General features: G+C 40.6%; 8 protein-coding genes. 1 reads left to right on the top strand and 7 read right to left on the bottom strand.

All coding sequences use genetic code 11. The features are described 5' to 3' along the window. Nucleotides 1-3: 3 nt before the first annotated feature. The 7 genes from ACKWB9_RS02325 to ACKWB9_RS02295 all read right to left on the bottom strand — a co-directional run bounded on the left by ACKWB9_RS02325 (nt 4) and on the right by ACKWB9_RS02295 (nt 21,036). Nucleotides 4-3,351 carry a TonB-dependent receptor gene (locus ACKWB9_RS02325; protein ID WP_414001366.1) on the bottom strand — a complete coding sequence of 1,116 codons (3,348 nt, stop codon included), beginning with the start codon at nt 3,349-3,351 and terminating at the stop codon, nt 4-6. Between the two features lie 123 nt (nt 3,352-3,474). Continuing rightward, complete coding sequence (locus ACKWB9_RS02320) at nt 3,475-4,614, bottom strand: FecR family protein (protein WP_414001365.1); 1,140 nt, start codon at nt 4,612-4,614, stop codon at nt 3,475-3,477. A 217-nt stretch (nt 4,615-4,831) separates the two neighbouring features. After that, on the bottom strand, nt 4,832-5,434 hold the full coding sequence (locus ACKWB9_RS02315; protein ID WP_414001364.1) for an RNA polymerase sigma-70 factor: 603 nt from the start codon (nt 5,432-5,434) through the stop codon (nt 4,832-4,834). A 403-nt stretch (nt 5,435-5,837) separates the two neighbouring features. Then, nucleotides 5,838-8,828 carry a CBM96 family carbohydrate-binding protein gene (locus ACKWB9_RS02310; protein ID WP_414001363.1) on the bottom strand — a complete coding sequence of 997 codons (2,991 nt, stop codon included), beginning with the start codon at nt 8,826-8,828 and terminating at the stop codon, nt 5,838-5,840. Nucleotides 8,829-9,109: 281 nt separating this feature from the next. Continuing rightward, entirely contained in the window at nt 9,110-12,727 is a 3,618-nt protein-coding gene (locus tag ACKWB9_RS02305) for a CBM96 family carbohydrate-binding protein (protein ID WP_414001362.1), read from the bottom strand. Nucleotides 12,728-13,127: 400 nt separating this feature from the next. Then, a complete protein-coding gene (locus ACKWB9_RS02300) occupies nt 13,128-16,721 on the bottom strand; it encodes a CBM96 family carbohydrate-binding protein (protein WP_414001361.1) in 3,594 nt (1,197 codons plus the stop codon). A 208-nt stretch (nt 16,722-16,929) separates the two neighbouring features. Then, nucleotides 16,930-21,036, bottom strand: coding sequence for a hybrid sensor histidine kinase/response regulator transcription factor (locus ACKWB9_RS02295; protein WP_414001360.1), 4,107 nt, complete (start codon nt 21,034-21,036; stop codon nt 16,930-16,932). A 722-nt stretch (nt 21,037-21,758) separates the two neighbouring features. Between ACKWB9_RS02295 and ACKWB9_RS02290 the strand changes: the two genes are divergently transcribed. Beyond that, complete coding sequence (locus tag ACKWB9_RS02290) at nt 21,759-22,214, top strand: hypothetical protein (protein WP_414001359.1); 456 nt, start codon at nt 21,759-21,761, stop codon at nt 22,212-22,214. The last annotated feature ends 184 nt before the right edge of the window (nt 22,215-22,398 follow it).

Genomic DNA, 22,398 nt, shown 5'->3' with positions numbered 1-22,398 from the left:
TTTTTAAATTTTTACATTTAAACCTAAGTATACGGATAGGGGTACCGGAGTTCCTCCATATCCCGTTTGTGGATCATATCCCTGAAAGTTGGTAAAGGTGGCAATGTTCTGACCTGCAACATATACCCTTAGGTTGGAAAGATTCAATTTATCCAATGCGGACTGTGGCAATGTATAGCCCAATTGAATGTTTTGGATTCTAAGATAATCGGTCGATTCTATCTGTAAAGTTGATAGACGCTCGTTATTGTTGGGATCACCGGCAATGATTCGGGGATATAAGTTACTGGTACCCTCACCAGTCCAACGATTTCTCAAATAACCGGCAACAATTTCAAATGGTCGCACAAAATTATGAAAACCTCCCCTGCGTATCTGCTGACCTCCTGCCTGTCCGGTCCCGGATAAGTTCAGGTCGAAATTTTTATATTTCATAAAAATATTGAGTCCAAAATTGTGAGGTGGAATACCTACACCTATCCAATCCCTATCGGCGGCATTGATAACACCGTCATCATTCAAATCTTTGAATCGTACATCTCCAGGAGCTGTACTGTTTTCAGGCCCTGAACCGACCACTTGTGTAGCATGGGCATTAACTTCGGCCTGGTTTTGAAATATACCATCGGCAATATATCCAATATCAAAGGTCGAAAGTGGTCGACCAACCCGTGATCTTCCAATAGAAGCGTCTATAGCATCTTCTGCAGGGCTCAAGCTAACAATTTCATTTTTGATATAAGTATAGTTAGGGCTTATCTCCATTGAAAAATCGCCAAAAGTCTTACGGTAGGTCAAAGCCAACTCTATACCTGTGTTGCGGATATTAGAGGTATTTTGAATCGGTGCCGCTATTCCTGTCAGAGCAGAAGCATCAGGCGAGAAAAGGATACCGTCTGTATCTTTGATAAAGAAAGCCGAAGTAAGCGATAGTGAATTATCAAACAAATCAAGATCCAATCCAATATCCTTGGTCTCCGTAGTCTCCCATTGCAGAGCATTGTTTCCGGCCCTTGGAGAAAAAACCCCTGTATTCAAAGCTCCCCCAAAAATGGCATCTGCCCCTGTTTGGTATACAGATTGGTAGGGATAGTCGACAGGTATAAGTCTACCCCTATCTCTTATTACAGACCTTTCATTTCCTAGTTTACCCCAATTGGCCCTTATCTTTAATCGATTGATAAAACCAACGTCAAAAAAGGATTCATCACTCAATACCCAGGCTGCGGATACCGATGGAAAAAATGCATCCCTAAAATCAGGATGTATTCTTGAAGACCGATCTTTTCTAAAACTAGCATCCAATAAATATTTACTCTTATAGCCATAAGATACACTCCCTATTAAGGATGCTATACTCCATTCTCTTTTGTTGCCCGAACCTCTTGTCTCATCTGGTGTCAAAGTAGCATCAACAAACTGTAGGTTTCCGATATTGGATAAAAAATTTCGAGCATCTATACGCCAATTCTTTGAGGTTGAACTTTGTGCTGAATGACCGAACATGGCACTGACATTATGGTCACCAAAATTTCTGTTATAGGTCAGAAAATTATCCCATGTCCAAACAAAAGTTCTTCTAGTTCGGGTTTCCAAAGTGTTTACATCACGATTGTTGGCTCCTACCGCATCCTGTGGATAAAATACCGTAGGATTGAAGCGATTGAACGAGGTATTCACAAATTCGGTACTTACAAAGGTTCTGGCTTTTAACCCCTTAATGATTTCATATTCTGCCGATATATTTCCTAAACCCCGTAAATTATCATCTTCTGGACGAGCTATATTTAAAACAGCTAATGGGTTTTCACGGGTATAGCCCGAAAAGACCAAGTCGCCATTGCTATCAAAAGGAGCTATATTAGGAGGGCTCTGCAAGGCTAAAAATACCACCCCACCATCATCGGTCTGGTTGGCTTCAGCGTAGCTTATGTCCATACTGGTGGTAAATTTCAATTTCTTTCCTACCCAAAAATCATTGTTCATTCTAAAATTGTATCGGTCCAATTCAGCACCTTTTACAACCCCTTCTTGGTGGTAATACCCTCCATGGAAGGCGTATTGATGTTTTTCGCTACCGCCCCTAACGGATAGATGATGGTTTTGCTGGGTTCCGGTCCTGAAGACCTGATCTTGCCAGTCAGTCTCACCTCTAACAGCAGGAGTGACCAAGCCTGAAGTTTGGCCCGCATTGGTAAAATATTCGGTATTGATGGTTTCCCATTCTTGGGCATTCAACACATCTAATTTATTGATAACACGATCGAAGGTATAATAGGTATCATATTCGATCACAGCTTTGCCCACAAGACCACGTTTGGTCGTAATCACAACTACGCCCGCAGCAGCTCTGGATCCGTATATGGCCGCCGTGGAAGCATCCTTAAGAACCGAAATGGACTCAATTTCATTGGGATTCAAGGTACTTAGACCACTATCGACAATTTGCCCGTCAATGACGAACAAAGGCGTATTGTTGTTCCGGGTCGTTTGCCCTCTAATGGTTATAGTAGCTTCACTCCCGGGTCTCCCTCCATTACTATCGATACGTACCCCGGCCGCTCTACCTTGCAAGGCCAAAGATGCTGTGGGAAGTGCGTTGTCTTGAAAATCAGCTCCCGAAACACTGGAGACCGATCCCGTAAGATCCTTTACTTTCTTCACCCCGTAGCCTACGACCACAACTTCATCCAGTGCCGCGGTATCTTCTTGTAAGGCAATGTTAAGGACGGATTGACCATTGACCGACACCTCCCTGGTAGCAAAACCAATGTAAGAAACGACCAACGTAGTGTTTCCATTTTCAACGGAAATGGAATAATTACCATCAAAATCGGTCTGAGTCCCGTTAGTAGTTCCCTTTTCAATAATACTGGCACCGGGCAACGGTTGCCCATCTGCATCGGTCACACTTCCCGTTAGTGTAAATTGTACAGGATTTATACTAGCCTCTTTAAGTTCTTTTTTTAAGGACTGAACAGAAACAGTATTTTTTTTAAGTACAATTTGTTTTTTTAAGACCGTATAGGATATCGACCCATCATTAAAAATGATATCTAAAATTTGCTTGATGGGCGTTTTCACTACATTCAAGCTCACTTTTTTGGATACATCGATTTCGCTGGTATTATAAAAAAAGATAAACTTACTTTCTGATTCTATATGCTCCAATATCTCGCTTATTGGCTCATTGTCGATCTGCAAAGATATCTTGGTATTCTGTGAATACATATCGTTTGCCTGTAGATTCATCAGTGCGAAAGCAAACAAAAGCAACGATAATTTCATCTTCAGGTGTTTTTTGGAAAGGTTTTCCAAACTCTTATTGGAAAACCATTGTTTTTTTTCCATAATTTTGAATGGTTTTAATTGATAATTAGTTAGTCTTCGGTTAAAATCAATTCATTTCGGGGAATGTGTCCGCATTTCCCGATTTTTTTTAATTCGTTAGTTTAAGTTTTCACGCCATACGCATTAAGGTTTAGTTATTATTATTTTGTTATCTACAATTTGATAGTCAAATCCAACACTTTCTTTAAACACATCCATTAAGTCAATAATCGTTTCATCTTCAAATCGCCCTTTGAATCTATAGCCATTAAGTTCTGTATGTTTATTTTCAATGGAGACATTGTATTTCCGTTCTATTTTGTTCACAATATCCATAAAAAGCATATCGTCAAATGCCAATTTACCTTCACGCCAATCGATATAGTTACTCACATCGACTTCGGTAATTTCCACACGTCGTTCTACGAACGATCCCTTTTGCCCAGGGGATAACAAAGTAGTTTTACCAGCAACACGGCCCTTTTCATCGGAATTCTTTGAATACATATTTACACTACCTTCGACCAAGACCGTAAAAGGTTCGGACTTTTTATACGTATTCACATTAAACTCCGTTCCCAAGACCGTTACGCCCATAGCGTCCGTATTTACAACAAAGGGATGTGCCGTATCCTTGGTCACATCAAAATAGGCTTCCCCATGTAAGAACACTTTCCTTTCTTTGCCTTCAATGAAATTTTCAGGATATCGCAATACAGTTTCTGCATTAAGATAGACCAGAGTTCCATCTGAAAGTGTCAATCGGAACCTTTTGCCTTTGGGTATTACAATCTCATTGTAAACAACTTCTTCATTTTTCCCGGCATTGGACGTATATGTCAGTTGATTTCCGTTTTGGGAACCAATTACCTCACCTTCTGCATTCACAAGCAATTCGGTACCGTCAGAACTGATTACTTTGGTCTTGTTGTTTCCAAGTTTCAATACAATGGCTTCATCGGAAATAACCAATTGGGATTTTTCTCCATCATTTTTATATTGAAAAAATATTGCAATGCCAATGATAGCAATTAAGATTGCCGCATATTTCAATAAAGAGGATATAGATCGATTTTTCTGTTTTTTCCCATAAAGGACTTCGGCCTTTATTTTTAAAAACATTTTCTCAAGAAGTTCGTCTTTATCACCATATTCCGATACGGACCAAGCATTGCCATCTTTTTGATAAGAATCCAAAAATCGATGTAACAATTCGAGCTCTTTTTCTGAACATTCATTATTTACGTATTTCTCAAAAAGTCGTTTTGCTTGCTTTTTATTCATCAATGATGGCGTTAAAAAATAATGGGGTTCCTAGTATTAAGTACCCTAATTTGCCGTTTGGTACACGTTAAACGTCAGTTTTTCTTTAAAATGTGAAAATTATTGATCAAACGTGGAGTATTCTTCAATAGAAAACGATCTCATAATGATGGTCGATCATCAATAATTATGACTGATTGGAAAATAATCGATAAACTATATCTTATGGTAATGGAAATCAATAAAAAAAGAGAATGAAAAAGGCGAGCTCATCATCCTGTAAATCATGTCGTATCGTGGATAAGGCCTTAGAGATTTGGTTTTTGACCGCCTGAATCGAGATTCCCAACTCTTCTGCAATTTCTTTATTGGTCTTGTATTGGTATCGACTCAGCACAAAAATCTGTCGACATCTTTTTGGAAGTTGAGTGACACAATTCTTTACGGCCTTTTCCAATTCATCATATTCCATGCTTTTAGATATGTTCATGGAAATATCAATGATATCCAATCGTTTTAGATTCTCAAACGAAATTTTTTGGTTCCGAAGATGGTTGAAAATTTGATATTTAACGGCCTTAAAAAGATATCCGGAAAGATTGGTTATAACAATAGTGTTTCTCTTAAGCCAAAGGTTTAAAAAAATGTTCTGTATCAAATCTTCACAAATCTCTTTTTTACCTAAAACATTTATGGCATATAAAAGCATGTCACCAGCATAACGTGCATAAATTTGTTCAAAGGCATCCATACGTCCATTCCCCATCAACAGCAATAACTCTTTATCACTAAAAGCCTTGCAAGTATCCCTTAAAAATTGCTTCGGATTTTCCTTCGCCATATGGAAATATTACTAAATTCTCAAATTTAAACTATATGGGACATTTTTTTGATAAAAATATAATATCAATCAACTCTTATTGAGTTTTCAGCAAAACTAAAATTTCCAAAGATAAAATTTTTAATGAAAAATCCCCCGTATTTTATATGAGGGCCGAGTAGCCCTAACAGTGCCATGTAGGAAATAAGCAAGATATTATTTTTGAAGAGGTACAGAATTGTTATACTATTTTTTTAACACATTGGTCAAACCACAGAGCTTATCAACATAACAACTATATCCCATAGATAGCTTGGACTATGAAGAATTTATTGGAAGTATGTAAAAATAATGTTGAAACGGGACAAGAATCCACGTTTCAACATTATATAATCTGAATTAAAGAAAGTTAGTACCTCAACAATTATTTGACCACCTTAAAATCGTTTATCGAACTGTCACTTCCTAAAACCTTAAGGATATAAACCCCCTTGGTAAGCGAGGTCATATCTATCTTGACCTCATTACCATTTACATTTTCCGAAGACAATAAAAGTACCCCCGTTGTACTATATATCCAATATTTCTGGATTTTATTAGGTGAAACGATCTGGATCCAATTGGTAAAGGGGTTCGGATAAACTGTTGTAACTTCCTTTATCGCCGAACTGGTAATCAACGGGGTATCCAACACTGCTTTTAAGTTTGATGCACCCCCTCCGGTAGTGGTCACGACCAATACCGGCCTGTCCGCTGAATTGGCAGTTTCCTTACTATAATAATGTACCCATTGGCCATTGTTTACCGTGGCGGATATGTTCAAGGATAGCTGGCCGTCCCCGGACTTCTCCGTCTGTGCCTGGGAGGTAACGTCCCACTCCGTGGCCGAGGCACTGCCCGCCTGACTGGAAACTACAGAACCTGCGGTCGGTCTGTTGTTCCAAGTGATCCCCGTCTCGTTCCAGGAATCGTCGCTTACAAACTTCACGTCCACGCCTATGGCCCCAACATTGCCAGAGCTGCCAGAGGGGACCAGTTTAAGTTTGGCCTCCGTAATCGTCCCCGAGACCGTGGACAGATCGAAACGGTAATAGGCCTCGCGACTGTAGGAATCCCCCGTGTTGCTCCTCTTGACTATCAATGCCGTATCGTTCCCGTAATTATCGTTCCCGTACGAACCACTGCGGATATAGGAATCCGCCGATGACGAAATCGAACTGGTCACGGTGCTTTGGGAGCTCGTGGTAACGACTAGGACCGGGCGCAACGAGGTATTCGAAGCCTCCCTACTATGATAATGCACCCATTGGCCATTATTTACGGCGGCATTTATGTTCACTGAAAATTTGCCATCTCCAGAATTTTCAGTTTGTACCTGGGAGGTAACGTCCCACTCCATGGTCGAAGCACTACCTGACTGGGTCGCCAGCACACTCCCTGTTGAAGGTTTGTTATTCCAAGTGGTTCCCGTTTCGCTCCAGGAATCATCACCCACGAACTTGACCTCGATGCTGGCAGCTCCGACGTTCGATGAATTCCCCGAAGGAACAAGCCTTAATTTTGCGTCGGTAATCGTTCCCGATACCGAGGACAGGTCGAAACGGTAATAGGCCTCACGGTTATAGGAATCACCTGTATTGCTCTTCTTGATTATCAAAGAAGCATCCGTTCCATAATTATCGTTCCCATAGGACCCGCTCCGTACATAGATATCTGCTTCCGCTGGTATCTGCACCCCATCGGTTACCTGAAAGCTCCGTACTACTTCATCGCCATAATAGGTAGTATTTCCTGTATTCTTTGCTTTTAAGGTTACCTCACCGATTCCTGTAAGCGTCAATGCGTTTCCGCTCACAGTGGCCGGACCACTAATAACCTCGTAGTTTATGGGAAGACCCATATCCGAACTTGCATTAAGGGTAAGTGGTGAACTCGACAAAGCAACATCTCCCTGTTCAAAAGTGATTCGCTGAACGGATTTGCCATTGATGATTCTTTCAAGGTAATCATGTCGGGTCATAATGCGAACCGAATCAACTGCCGCATTAAAAGAAATTGTGGTCTGTGCTACCCACCATTCACCACCGTCAGCAGTATTTGCATTCCTCAAGCACGCTTGATAATAAACATTACCGCTTCTATCGGCTACTTCCCTTTGAGCAGGAGCGTTGTAATAAGCCCCCCCCTCTTGGTTTCCAAAAGGAAGGTCTGTAGAAAAAAGGCTCTTCCAATCTGTCCAATCGTTAGCACTACTGTTCGATTTGGTAGAAAACCCTAACCATTGCCAGGTTCTTCTTGCCGTACAAATTATTTTATTATCAGTGGTTACTACCGTAGAATTATAAGAAGCATTACTGTCTTCCCAATCATGGAAGTTCCATGTACCATTGATGGAATATGGACTTGGAGAACGTCCATATTGAAAATCCAAACTGCCGCCCGGGCCATGGGAACCTTTAATATAATGTAAATAGCCTTGGCCATCTATAGTAAGTGTAGAGAAATTGTGATCATCGGGTTTAGCGGCAAACCCTTCACCTAAGCCTAGGTATTTGGTCGTTGCCGTTCTTGTAGCCCGATCAATCTCCGCTATCCAATAGGCATTCTCAGGAGTAGTTGTTCCCGGTATCACACCTCCTTGCCAGGAAGCAAATACTTTACCATTTTTTGAAACACCCCATGAACGCCCCCCTGAGTGCGCAAACCTTGTAACTGCATCGTCTCCTAAGTGGATCAAATCACCTAAGTTCAAGCTGCCATCACTATTTTTAGTGGGCAAGTATACACCAAAAGAACCGCCACTGTTCACACCAAAAGCCGGTGGGACGGAAACATCGTTAAAACCGGAATTTATTTCAACATAAGCGCTACTTGTAGCTCCAAAACTATGTACGGTGAAGGTAGGGTTGACAACTGTAATATCTGGAGAATAGACTAAAATAACCCTACCGGCGGTATGGCCACCTCTAGCCCAGATCATCATATAGAGGGCGTTATCACCATCAATATGAATAGAACTGTTGGCATGCGCATAAGTAGACCAATACATGGTATAATCAGCAGCAGCCTCAAAATTTGCTTTCAATTGGGTCTCTACAGTATTCTGAAAATGAATTTTCGTCCAAATACCATTTCTCAACGTCAGCAAATATCCTGCATGTAAGCTACTCCTCTCATTATACAAATAAGGGCGGTTCTGGCTGTCAAAAGCCATTTGGTTGGAACCCACATAATCCAGTCCAGGATATTTAACCAATGTTTGGGAATTCCTATCTGAAATATCCCGTGCTGGCACATAAAAAGGAAGGTCGTCCACATGCTTCACCAAGGGAAGTTCTTGGGCCTGTAAGGATGTCACCAATAGCAGGGCCAAAATGGGGATCGATAAGAATTTAATCGTAGTCTGTTGTTTCATTGTTTTTGTTTTTTGGTTATACAATCGGTTGTTATACTATATGAAAATAAAATACTTCATATGAATTTTCGATTCAAAAAAAATGATTTGCAATATGGAACGTTTATAATTATCCGTCAATTATTGATGATTTTTCGTCATATCGTAATTTCTTTTAGGAATATCGTTCTTATTCCTTAATTGTTTAGCATATTCTTTTTAAACATAAAAAATGCTGGAACGGGACAGGCCCCATTAAATAGGTCCGTCCCCTTCCAACATTTTATAACAGCTTGGGCAAATTATTTGATTATCTTAAAATCGCTCGTTGAGCCGTCTTGGTTCAACACCTCGAGGATATATACCCCTTTGGTAAGCGATGCGGTATCTACCTCTGCTTCATTGTCCCTTATATTATCCATGGACAGCAAGAGCATCCCTGTTGTACTGTATAAACGATAGCCCCGTATACCATTGGGGGAGGCAATCCGGATCCAATTGGTAAAGGGGTTCGGGTGAACCGTGGTGCTGCCCTGGACCTCTATTTCAGGCAGTTCGGCCACCGCCACATCTTCCGATATCATGCTTAAATTTGATGCACCCCCTCCGGTAGTGGTCACGACCAATACCGGCCTGTCCGACGCATTGGCGGCCTCCTTGCTATAGTAATGTACCCATTGGCCATTGTTTATCGTGGCGGATATGTTCAAGGATAGCTGGCCGTCCCCGGACTTCTCCGTCTGTGCCTGGGAGGTAAGGTCCCACTCCGTGGCCGAGGCATTGCCTGCCTGACTGGAAAGTACAGAACCTCCGGTTGGCCTGTTGTTCCAGGTGATTCCCGTCTCGTTCCAGGAATCATCGCTTACAAACTTTACATCTATATTGGTCGCACCAATATTACTAGAGCTACCAGAGGGGACCAGTTTAAGTTTGGCCTCCGTAATCGTCCCCGAGACCGTGGACAAATCGAAACGGTAATAAGCCTCACGACTGTAGGAATCGCCCGTATTGCTTTTCTTGACTATCAATGCTGACTCATTGCCATAATTATCACTTCCATAAGATCCACTACGGATATAGGAATCTGCTTCTGACGACAAATTTGCTGTCGTAGTAGTACTTGGTTCAAGTGTTTTAATGACCAGAATCGGACGAACGGAAACATCTAGAGCCTCTTTGCTGTGATAAGTGATAAAATTTTGACTTCCAATAACAGTAGATTCAAGAGCTATTGACAACAATCCATCATTGGAACGTTCAGTTTCAGCCTGCAAAGTAACATCCCATTCGGTTACAGAGGAACTTCCGGTTTTGGTATCCAACACATTACCTGCGGACGGTTTAGTATTCCATGTAATGCCTGTCTCATTCCAATTATCGTCACTTACAAATTTAATCTCGACGTTTGTATTCTGAGGAGTTGTACCACCACCTAAAGGCACCAACCGCAATGTAGCTTCTACAATCGTTTCAGGAATTGAGGAAAGATCGAAACGCAAAAATGTATTACGGGTATAAGAACCTCCATCTATTTTGACCGTCAGGCCAGCATCGGTTCCAAAATTGGTGTCCGCATAAGTTCCGTTTCGCACATAAGAATCTGCTATAGGCGATACGTTTGTCATACCTACAGGTGGTGGTGTTTGGTCAGTAGAGAAAACCAAAACGGGACGAACCGAAAAATCTGAAGCTTCTTTACTGTAATAATGCACCCATTCTCCATTGTTTTGAGCAGCCGATAAATGCACAGATAGCTTACCATCTCCTAATAACTCTGTTTGTACTTGTGAGGTCACATCCCATTCTGTAACTGAACCGCTACCCGATTGGGTCGCCAACAAGTTGCCTGATGCCGGTCTGTTATTCCAGGTGATGCCCGTTTCGCTCCATGTGTCATTACTCACGAACTTCACATCAATATTGGCCTCTTCTACATTGGTTGAACTACCTGAAGGAACAAGTTTTAATTTGGCATTGGTAATTGTGCCCGATATAGATGACAAATCAAAACGGTAATAAGCCTCACGAGCATAAGAATCTCCCACATTGCTAGCCTTTATTATCAATGGGCTACTGTTACCATAGTTATCATTACCATATGACCCACTACGTACATAAGCATCAGCTTCGGCAAATATTTGTGAGCCATCGGTAATTTGAACGATACTTACCGTTTCATCACCATAATAAACAGAATTTCCTGAGTTCTTTGCTTTTACCATTACTTCTCCGATTCCCGTAAGTGTCAATAAATTTCCATTTACAGTTGCCGGACCACTGATGACTTCATATATTATGGGAAGACCCGATGCATTTGTAGTAGCATTAAGAGTGACTGGAGAAGTTGACAAAGATCCATCTGATGGCTCAAAAGTGATTTTTTGAACAGATTTACCATTGATAATTCTCTTAAGATAGTCATGTCGAGTTATAACTCGAACCGAATCAACATCAGCAGTAAAGGAAACTGTTGTTTGTGGCATGAAATATTCCTTTTCAGTAGCAAAATCAAAATTCCTCAAACATGCCAGGTAGTAAACGTCGCCATTTTTATCTACAACTTCTCTTTGCGTAGGAGCATTATATAAGGTACCTCCCGACTGATTTCCAAAAGGAAGATCTGTAGAGAACACGCTTTTCCATTCCGTCCAATCATTGTTTCCGTTCGTTGTAGGTTTGGTCGAAAACGCCATCCATTGCCATTTTCGGCGAGCAGTACTGATTATTTTATTATTGGTAGTTACAACAGTTGAATTATAGGTGGCATCACTAGATTCCCAATCATGGAAAGTCCAATTACCATTGATTGAATACGGATTTGGAGAGCGCCCATATTGAAAATCAATACTTTGACCAGGTCCATGACTACCTTTTATATAATGTAAATACCCTTGGGCGTCAATGGAAACTGTTGCAAAGTTATGGTTATCAGGTGGTATACTGGGAGGAGCAAACCCTTCTCCAATACCGAGATATTTTTTTTCAAGCTGTCGGGTGCTTCTGTCTACTTCAGCTATCCAATAAGCATTTGCACCAGTTGTTGTATTAGGAAGAACCCCACTTTGCCAACCTACAAATATTTTACCATTTTTAGAAGCGGCCCAAGCACGCCCTCCAGAATGTGTCAATAAACCTACGGCTTTATCATCCAATAATATCCTGTCTCCTAAAATCAGGTTTTTGTTGGCATCCTTAGTTGGAACATATAATTCAAAACTCACTAATTTTTTGTACGAACACCCTGGACAAGGCAAATCAATTCCATCATCATTATAAACTCCTATTGCTGGAGGCACAGAAGTATCATTATAACCTGTTTTCACCTCTACAAAACCAGTAAAGGATTTAGATGAATTGGCAATCTTGTATGTTGTAAAAGTGGGATTAGTAACAGTAATATCCGGACTATATAATAATATATAATTTCCAGCAGTTGTTGGGTTTTCATCAGGAAGATGAACCGCATCATGGATAATTAACACCAAATACAATGAATTTTCATCATCAATGTGCATTGAACTGACTGCATGGGAATAAAGATCCGGACGGTAGTCGAACCCGTTAGGGGCACCATATTGGTCAGTCAGGACATCATTAACATAGGCCGTGAAATCAATTTCTTTCCATATTCCATTTCGAAGTGTCTGTATTTTTCCTGCATATTTCTTCGTTCTCTCATTATAAAGATAAGGTCGATTTTGGCTATCGAATGCCATTTGTGTAGAGCCAGGATAATCCGTTCCCGGATAATTAATTAAATCTTGGGAGTCTCCATCATCAGGAAAGATTCTTGGAGGCACATAAAATGGCAAATCGTCTACATGCTTTACCATAGGAAGATCCTGAGCTTGAGCCACCGTTGTCAACAGTAAAGCCAAGATCGTAATCGTAAAAAAATTAATTGTAGTTTGTTGTTTCATAAGGTATTGGTTTTTCGTTTTAAAGCTATTGTAACGGCTCACAAACTTATCTTAATCTTGACAAGGCTCTAGTTGCTTATTTCCATTCAAGATAAGATGTTAAAAGCAAATAATTACATTATAAAATATTTGTAATTATTAGTCACTTATAGATTGTAAAGAAAAGTTGAATATTTATTGATGATTCATGTACAGAAAGGAATCATCAACAAATATTCTGCAATAGCTATTTTGTTTTTACAACCAAGGTTCAGTTATTTAGATTTTTGCATATGAGGGTGGTAACTGGTATTTCATTATAAAAAAAGAAAACCCGATACAAAATGTATCGGTGAATCCTTTCTGATTAAAGATTATTGCTAAAAAAGTAATCTATTTATAAATACTATTTCATTTCAACTTATTTAACAATTTTAAAATCACTGACCGATCCGTCACTTCCTAAAACCTTAAGGATATAAACCCCTTTGGTAAGCGATGCGGTATCTACCTCTGCTTCATTGTCCCTTATATTATCCATGGACAGCAGGAGCATCCCTGTTGTACTGTATAAACGATAGCCCCGTATACCATTGGGGGAGGCAATCCGGATCCAATTGATAAAAGGGTTCGGATGAACCGTGGTACTGTCCTGGACCTCTATTTCAGGAAGTTCGGCCACCGCCACATCTTCCGATATCATGCTTAAATTTGATGCACCCCCTCCGGTAGTGGTCACGACCAATACCGGCCTGTCCGCTGAATTGGAAGCCTCTTTGCTATAGTAATGTACCCATTGGCCATTGTTTATCGTGGCGGATATGTTCAAGGATAGCTGGCCGTCCCCGGACTTCTCCGTCTGTGCCTGGGAGGTAACGTCCCACTCCGTGGCCGAGGCACTGCCCGCCTGACTGGAAACTACAGAACCTGCGGTCGGTCTGTTGTTCCAAGTGATCCCCGTCTCGTTCCAGGAATCGTCGCTTACAAACTTCACGTCCACGCCTATGGCCCCAACATTGCCAGAGCTGCCAGAGGGGACCAGTTTAAGTTTGGCCTCCGTAATCGTCCCCGAGACCGTGGACAGATCGAAACGGTAATAGGCCTCGCGACTGTAGGAATCCCCCGTGTTGCTCCTCTTGACTATCAATGCCGTATCGTTCCCGTAATTATCGTTCCCGTACGAACCACTGCGGATATAGGAATCCGCCGATGACGAAATCGAACTGGTCACGGTGCTTTGGGAGCTCGTGGTAACGACTAGGACCGGGCGCAGCGAGGTATTCGAAGCCTCCCTACTATGATAATGTATCCATTGGCCATTATTTACGGCGGCATTTATGTTCACTGAAAATTTGCCATCTCCAGAATTTTCAGTTTGTACTTGGGAGGTAACGTCCCACTCCATGGTCGAAGCACTACCTGACTGGGTCGCCAGCACGCTCCCTGTTGAAGGTTTGTTATTCCAAGTGGTTCCCGTTTCGCTCCAGGAATCATCACCCACGAACTTGACCTCGATGCTGGCAGCTCCGACGTTCGATGAATTCCCCGAGGGAACAAGCCTTAATTTTGCGTCGGTAATCGTTCCCGATACCGAGGACAGGTCGAAACGGTAATAGGCCTCACGGTTATAGGAATCACCTGTATTGCTCTTCTTGATTATCAAAGAAGCATCCGTTCCAAAGTTAGTATTGCCATGAACTCCACTACGAACATAGGTATCTGCTTCTGCCGATATGTCAACCGTATCCCCTGTAGGAGGAGGTGGCGGTGGCGACTGACCAACATCAATTATAAGAACAGGTCTAACCGAAGAATTTGATGCTTCACGACTGTTGTAGGTAACAAATATAGGGCTTCCTGCAACTGTTGATTCTAATAAAAGTGACAATTTTCCATCGCCTGATTGCTCAGTTTGAACTTGCGATGTAATATCCCATTCGGTAGGGTTGGCACTTCCTGTTTGACCAGAAAGCACACTGCCTCCAGTTGGTTTATTATTCCAGGTAATTCCTGCTTCAGACCATGAATCATCGCTCACAAACTTTGTTTGAATGGTGGTAGAACCAACGCCCGTACCACTGCCACTGGGTACTAATCTCAATTTAGCACTATTGATCGTTCCTGAAACACCCGAAAGATCAAAACGAAAATACGCCTGACGGTTAAAACCAGTATTATCGTTTTTAACTACCAATCCTGTATCATTACCAAAATTTGTATTGGCAGAACCTCCATCCCTTACATAAGCATCAGCTTCGGCAAATACTTGTGATCCGTCTATCACCTGAAATTTTTGTGTGACTTCGTCTCCATAATATGTTGAGTTTCCAGAATTGCCAGCTTTAATCGTCACTTCTCCAGTTCCTGTTAATGTTAAAGAGTTTCCACTGATTGTTGCAGGACCGCTCACTATCTCATAGCTAATAGGTAACCCTGTTGAATTATCCGTACCATTTAATGTTATTGGTGAATTTTCAAGGCTTTGATTACCAATAGAAAAAGAAAGTTGCTGTACTGTTTTACCATTAATGATATTTTCTAAATAGGTATAACGATCAGGCATTTCCCAGGCACCATTGCCATTTGGTCTATAGGCATTTATACGTGGATACTCCCCATTTTCGCCCGATCCAAATTCAAAGAAACCACTACTTAAATGTACGTTACTTGCCCGATCCATAACCAACCTGTGATAATGGATGATGTACTGTCCGTCAGAACTCCAGGGAGCAGGAGGCCTAACAATCAGACTACCCAAGTTTGTACCCCAGTTGGTTGTATTGACAGACCCTGTTTTTACGTACAACCCCCTATTCGCACCACCATTTCTTTGCCTGTAAGCGACATGGATGGTATTGTTATCATCTATGACAGGCGTATCATAACTAAAATCTCCATCATTGGTGGTCGTACCATATTGTGTCCAATCGGTTGAAAAGTTGAATGATGGGTCATTGACGTCACGGGTTGTGCGCCAATATTCATCTTCTTCGGCATGATTACCTGGAAGGTAATGCAGTCTACCTGTGGCATCCAATACCACTCCTCCCTGGCTATGGGAATCTATATGGCCATAAACAGACTGTACTCCCATAAACCGTGAAGTAAATGTAGTATTCCCTGATGCTGACGAAGGACGTGTTGCCTCCGCCAAATAGCCCCAGTTCACATTGTCCCTTGCACCCTCATTCTCAATCCTGGCTTCATCAAAGCCAGAATAGGTAAAGTACGTCTTGTTCCCTATTGTGGCCATAGTCGCATCCCCCCCGGAATGTATGGTAGTGGCCCCAAGCTTAGTTCCAACAAGCGTGGTATTGAACGATAATGTACCATTGGAATTACGATAGGGAATAACCAGTTTTATAACATGAACTATACCTGTGGACCAACTCACTGTTGGAGCGGGCCAACCTAACTCTTCCAATGATGCACCTACTTCCGTCACAAGAATGGCCGGGGTCTCTCCATTTTTAAGATTATGTCCCGTAAACTCTTCTACATTCACCACTGGTGTAGTAGCTCTCGGGTATGTTCTGATCTGAAAATCATCGGAATCCAGATCATCTAAATAGAGTATGGCCCAATAATCATCCCCAGAAGTATTATACTCCATCGTAATATACAAATGATCGTCCGAGGTAATCGATATCCTCGCCGGGTGATGTCCATTGGTAAGGGCACGACTGGTTATGGATAAACCAGGGTGATGTGCCTGAAGGTCATCCAAATAATTAATCTCTACCCAAACCCCATTGCGCAGAGTGCGGACATACCCAAATTCCTCATGCATATTGAATCCATAAGGACGGTTTTGACTATCAAACGCCACGGTGGAAAAATTGTAAAAATCAATATTGTCATAAATAGCCCCTTCATTATTATTTGAAGGCATTTGAAAGGGGGCCGTTTGTGCATTGAGCTGTGATATGGCCAAGCATATAAAAGCCAAAAAGCATAAGCTTCGAAGCTTTATTCGTTTAATTCCAATTATTTCATTGTAGTAGTTTTTTTTCATAAAATATACTGTTTAGTCGCAATTATAAAATTAGCAATATTCAATGTCTTATTTTTGTAGTTATTCAGCATTTTTTTATAATTATTTGTTTTTTACCACACTTTGGACCTATTCTTTACATTTTCTACTAAATCCCTAAAAAAAATAAAATTATCTTTTTCTGGTTTGAGTACGCCCATTAGTCCCTAAAAGTGGAGGGTATAATAATTCAAATATGTTTGGATAATCGTTTTCTATATTTACTGGGACTCTCGCCAAATTCAGATTTAAAGCATTTGCTAAAATAATGGACATTGGAAAACCCAGTTGCATCTCCAATTTCACTTATTGAAAAATCACTCTCCACTAGTATTTTTTTTGCCTTTTCCAGTCGAAATGTTCGAATAAACTCATTGACCGATTTTCCCGAAATGGCCACCATTTTACGGTACAAAACCGAATGGCTCATTCCAATGGCCCCTGCAATATCCTTCACACTGAGATTTGGGTTGTCCAATTGTTTTTCAATGATTTGGGTAATCTTTTTTATAAACAGCTCGTCCGTTTTATTATGGGCCAGCCTTTCGGGTTGCAAAAGACCTTTTCTTGCAAATTTTTCCTTCAATCGAGCCTGTTTTGCAAGCAGATTTTCAACTTTTGCCTTTAAAAGTTGAAAACCAAAAGGCTTGGTGATATAATCGTCCGCACCATACTCCAATCCTTGTAAATGATATGTCTCACTGGTACGTGCGGTCAACAAAATCAATGGAATATGGCTGGTCCGCTCATCTTGTTTGAGCAATCGGCATAATTCTATACCATCCAATTCCGGCATCATTACGTCACTGATAATAATATCAGGGACATCGGCGATGGCCAATTCAAAAGCTTGTTTTCCATGTATCGCCTCTTTTACCGAATAGTGCTCTAACATGGAATCGACCAGATAAGATCGCAATTCATCATTATCTTCTACAATCAGCAATTGTTGGGTATTTTTCGAATTCTGTCGATTCTTCCTGGAAAGAATCGGCTTTTTTGTAGAAGGTAGCAATACAATGGGCCGAACCGGTCTTTCACTTTTTATAGTAGCCGTAACCAGTTCTTCCTTCCCAAAATGCTCTTTTTTAAAAGGCAATTTTACCAGAAAACGACTGCCTTTGCCTTCCTCACTCTCTACGGTAATCGTTCCCCGGTATAGGTCAACCAAATTTTTGGTAAGTGCAAGCCCTATTCCCGAGCCATTTCCGCCAAATGTATTGCCCTGACCCTTCACCTGATAAAAAGACTCAAAGATATGTGACAAGCTGTCTTCAGGAATTCCTTTTCCACTATCCCGAACGATAATTCGCATCTTTTCCCCTGCTTCTATGATGTCTACATTCATGGTAATGGAATCACCGGACTTGGTAAACTTGAACGCATTGGAAAGTAGGTTGAACAATATAACCTCCAATTTTGATCGATCATACCACCCCATGACCGAACCTGCATCTGTACGGATCGTAAAAGCAATATTGTTTTCTTGGGCAGATTCTTTGAAAGTGGTATACACTTCTTTTATAAAACCGACAATGTCCCCTTGTGCAACCTGCAATTTCATATTTTTTGTCTCCAGCTTTCGCAGGTCCAGCAATTGATTGATCAAACGATGTAACCTCTGGCTGCTTTTTTGAATGGTCAGAAGACGGTTCTGCACTTGTTCCTTGGTAATTTCAGGGGTATTCATCAATTTTTCCAAAGGCCCCAACATCAACATCAATGAGGTACGCAATTCATGTGAAATGTTCGTAAAAAAACCAATTTTTAAAAGATGTAATTCATTGTCCTTTTGATGTTTGATCTGTTCAATGTCCAATTGATTGACCAACCTCACCTGTTTAAGCTTAATCCTATAGATCGTATACCATACTCCCGTAATTAATAATAGGTAACTTGCATAGGCCCATGGTGTCCGCCAAATAGGGGGGCGTATTTTTATGTACAATGTCTTTGGCTTCTTCCAAACACCATGGCGATCGGATCCCGCTACTTGAAGTTGATAATTTCCTTCACTTAGGTTTGAATAGGTACCGGTACCGGTGAATGACCCTGCTTTGACCCATTCCTCATCAACCCCCTGCAATTTGTAGCGGTATTGGACTTTTCCTGAATAAGGATATTTGGGTGCTGCAAACTCAATCGAAAAATTATTCAATTGATAGGGTAACGCAATTTCGGAAGTATGACCAATTGATTTATCCAACACTATTGTTCCTTTAAACGACTTGCCCGGGACAACCTCCTGATTGAACAATTTAAACGTGGTGAACGATACTTCAACAGAAGTCGTGTCTTGGCTAAGATTTTTTGGATGAAAGGAAACAACCCCTCTTTTACATCCAAAATACAGGGTTCCATCATCGGTTTTACAAATGGCCCCTCCGGTAAAATCATTAGTGGGCAAATCATCGAAGGTATTATAACTATTGATACTTCCCGTATCGGGATCCAACTTTGCAATACCTTTATTGGTACTTATCCAAACCTTTTTTTCGTTGTCCAATAAAATACCGTAAACCGCATTGCTGGGCAGACCACTACCTTCTACAAATTGAGTTGTGGAACCTGTTGCCAAATCCAATCGAAAAAGACCCCTCCCCTCTGTACCCACCCATAAATCTTGGGAACTGCCGTTGGCTATATCAAAGATCCTTGCCCCATCGAGGGTATGGTGATCAAAATGTTTTTCTTTCTTATTAAACCTATACAATCCCGACCCTAATGTTCCTGCCCAGATATTACCCTTGGTATCTTCACATATATCAAATAACCTATTGGCCCCAGAATTGGCTTTGTCGGGCGAGAAATGTTCAAAGGTATCGGTCTCCCGGTCGAGTACATTCAATCCACCACCATCTGTGGCAATCCATATCTTCCCTTCCCCTCCCTCAATAACATCCCTAACATTGTCATGGTTCAATCCTTTTGGACTGCCATTATTTTCATAATGGACAATGTTGTTTTCTTTTCTGTTGAACAAGTCGATCCCCTCTAGTGAATAGGCCATCCAAATGTCACCGTTCCGGTCTTCCATTAAGGAAGTGATGATCGTCTTACTTAGATTGTCATATAGGGGGTCGTTCAAATCAACATGACCAAATTTATTGTTTGACAATTTTAACGTGTCCATTCCTTTACCTCCGATCCCCGTCCAAATCAAATCATCATTGGAACTTTTGAGCAATGAGATAACCCTGTCCGTACTTAGATTGTATTTTTGGGAAGTGGAAGAGCGGTAGTGTTTAAATTCACTTTTCTTAATAATATTGATATCACCGTCTCCCACCCCCAACCATGTCCGGTCATAATTGTCAATGTATATGCAATAAATTGAATTTTTATATAGAGAATTCTTATCCGTGTTATCATATTTAAAATGCTGGAATACTTTTGTTTCCAAATCCATTAAACTTAGACCACCCCCATCGGTAGCAATCCACAAATGCTGCCGGTCAAAACTTATTTTTAGGTCTTTTATGACCGAACTACTTATACTATTGGCCTCCCCTGTATAAACATAATGAACAAATTGTTCCGTTTTTTGATTAAATTGATATAGGCCGTCCCCTTCCGTTCCAATCCAGATATTCCCTAAAGGGTCATTGATCAGTACTTGACCTTTGGCCACTGCCATATAATCGACCGGATTATAAACAAAACTTTCAAATCCCTGTTTTTTTGGATCATATCGATTTAATGCACCAAAATTGGTCGTAATCCATATTTGTCGATATTCGTCCTCAATAATTGAAAAAACATCATCACTATCAATACTATTTGGATTGTTCGAGTCATGCCGGAAATGTGCGATCACTTTTCTTTTTTCATCCAAAAGAAATAGTCCGTCTCCAATGGTTCCCACCCATAATTTTCCTTTGTGATCTTCATATACGGTCGCAATCGTTCCCATACGCAATGGTTCTGGAAAAGAACTTGATTTTGGGCCTTGTGTAAAAGTGGCCGTTCTAGGATCAAACCTATTCAGCCCTTTACTATCCGTACCAACCCATAGGTACCCCTGCTTATCCTCATACAAACATTTGATGTTGTTCCCACTGATGGATATGGAATCGTTCGGGTTATGTTTAAAGGTTTTAAAATGATGCCCATCATATCTATATAGGCCATGAAAACTGCCAAACCACATAAATCCTTCCCTGTCCCTTGTGATACATTTAATCCGGGAAAGTCCTTCCTCGATCAATAAATGTTCGATCTTTATATTTTGACCATGTAATCCGTTTACGGACAAGGTCAGCATCAATACACTTAAAATATAGAGAAACCTCACCATTGGTTAGACCAAAAGAAATTTGAACCCTACTGAATTATCGGTAATGACAAGTCTCAAAATGCTGCTGTTTTTCCCATTTAACATGGTTTTCGTAACATGGCCTCTCATTCGATCATTGAATTGTTTTTTCAAATAACATCGTGTATCCTTTAGAGGTCATCATCTTAAACCAATGTGTTGGATACGTACATCTTTAAATACTAACATCATCGGCATCATATACCATGGAAAGAGTGGGGGAGCCATAGAAAATCTACAAATTTCGAATTAACACAGTATGGTGCGGTTTTCGTAATGGAACCGATGGTTCGACCATACTCTTATTCATATAATAATTTTGAAATCACCTCCTATAAAAGAGGACGGGTTATTCCAAATCAAGTAGGAAAGATACTATTTTATTTTTTTATGTATTAAGATAATTCTTTCCATGCTTGACACATATATTTCTCTTTTCCAAACCCATCCGATGATTAAGCCCTACATGCTCTTTTCACGAAAAGCAAACATCTATTCTATAAACATTCTGCATAAAATAACCAGAATTAATACTTGGCAGGCCCGGTTAGGTTAACGAATATGGCATTACAACTTTCAATATATCTTGCTGATTCCCATAGTTATTGGAATTCTTCTAAAAATTATTCGAACATATATGGAATCGCATCCTATAAACTAAAATGCTCATACATAGTTTGATATAAATTTCATAAATTTGCTTCGTGGACTTCATCAGAAAAATAGCACCTGTTGTATTATTAAGCATTTTTAGCTTAACTATATTTCATTCTATTTTGCCCCATATACATCATGGGCATGATGTTGCCGAAATCATTTTTGATGAAGTTTCGGAACACGATCATCATCTTACGACCCATACGGAAAAACATGATCAGGGTGATGACAAGCACGAACATAATGGTCTGGATTTTTTACACCATTTCCTCGAAGGACACTCCCATAATTCCATTCCCGTAGAAAATGTTCTTATAGCCCACCAAGATGTAAAACGTTTATTCGGTTCCGATAATTTTGTTGTTGGTGGGACAGATGCCCATTATGGTTTTATTATAACAGGTTATGAAAAGTGTTCTGCAGTACGTGGCTACAGCTTAAAATTGGGACACGATTTTCACCTATCTTCCTTTTCCCACAGAGGACCACCTTCCCTAGTTTAATTTAATATGTTTTTTAAGGTATGGGTATCTCATTGTCAATTCTAAATGACGGGGTTATCTTCTTTTCAATTTTGACATATCCGTCTTGTTGGACATCTTAAAACTCGTTTCATGGATTTTATATGCAGTATTCGTAGCATCCGGAAAACCCGGGCATACTTTTTAACATTAAAACTACTGCACA

This window comes from Maribacter spongiae, assembly GCF_047345125.1.
In the GTDB taxonomy this organism is placed as follows: Bacteria; Bacteroidota; Bacteroidia; order Flavobacteriales; family Flavobacteriaceae; genus Maribacter.
Note: the sequence above shows the minus strand (reverse complement) of the source record. Positions and strands in the feature narration are given on the sequence as shown.

Coding starts and splice junctions, on each gene's coding strand:
- ACKWB9_RS02320 (WP_414001365.1), bottom strand. CDS start 4,614: ATGAATAAAAAGCAAGCAAAACGACTTTTTGAGAAATACGTAAATAAT.
- ACKWB9_RS02300 (WP_414001361.1), bottom strand. CDS start 16,721: ATGAAAAAAAACTACTACAATGAAATAATTGGAATTAAACGAATAAAG.
- ACKWB9_RS02315 (WP_414001364.1), bottom strand. CDS start 5,434: ATGGCGAAGGAAAATCCGAAGCAATTTTTAAGGGATACTTGCAAGGCT.
- ACKWB9_RS02310 (WP_414001363.1), bottom strand. CDS start 8,828: ATGAAACAACAGACTACGATTAAATTCTTATCGATCCCCATTTTGGCC.
- ACKWB9_RS02295 (WP_414001360.1), bottom strand. CDS start 21,036: ATGGTGAGGTTTCTCTATATTTTAAGTGTATTGATGCTGACCTTGTCC.
- ACKWB9_RS02325 (WP_414001366.1), bottom strand. CDS start 3,351: ATGGAAAAAAAACAATGGTTTTCCAATAAGAGTTTGGAAAACCTTTCC.
- ACKWB9_RS02305 (WP_414001362.1), bottom strand. CDS start 12,727: ATGAAACAACAAACTACAATTAATTTTTTTACGATTACGATCTTGGCT.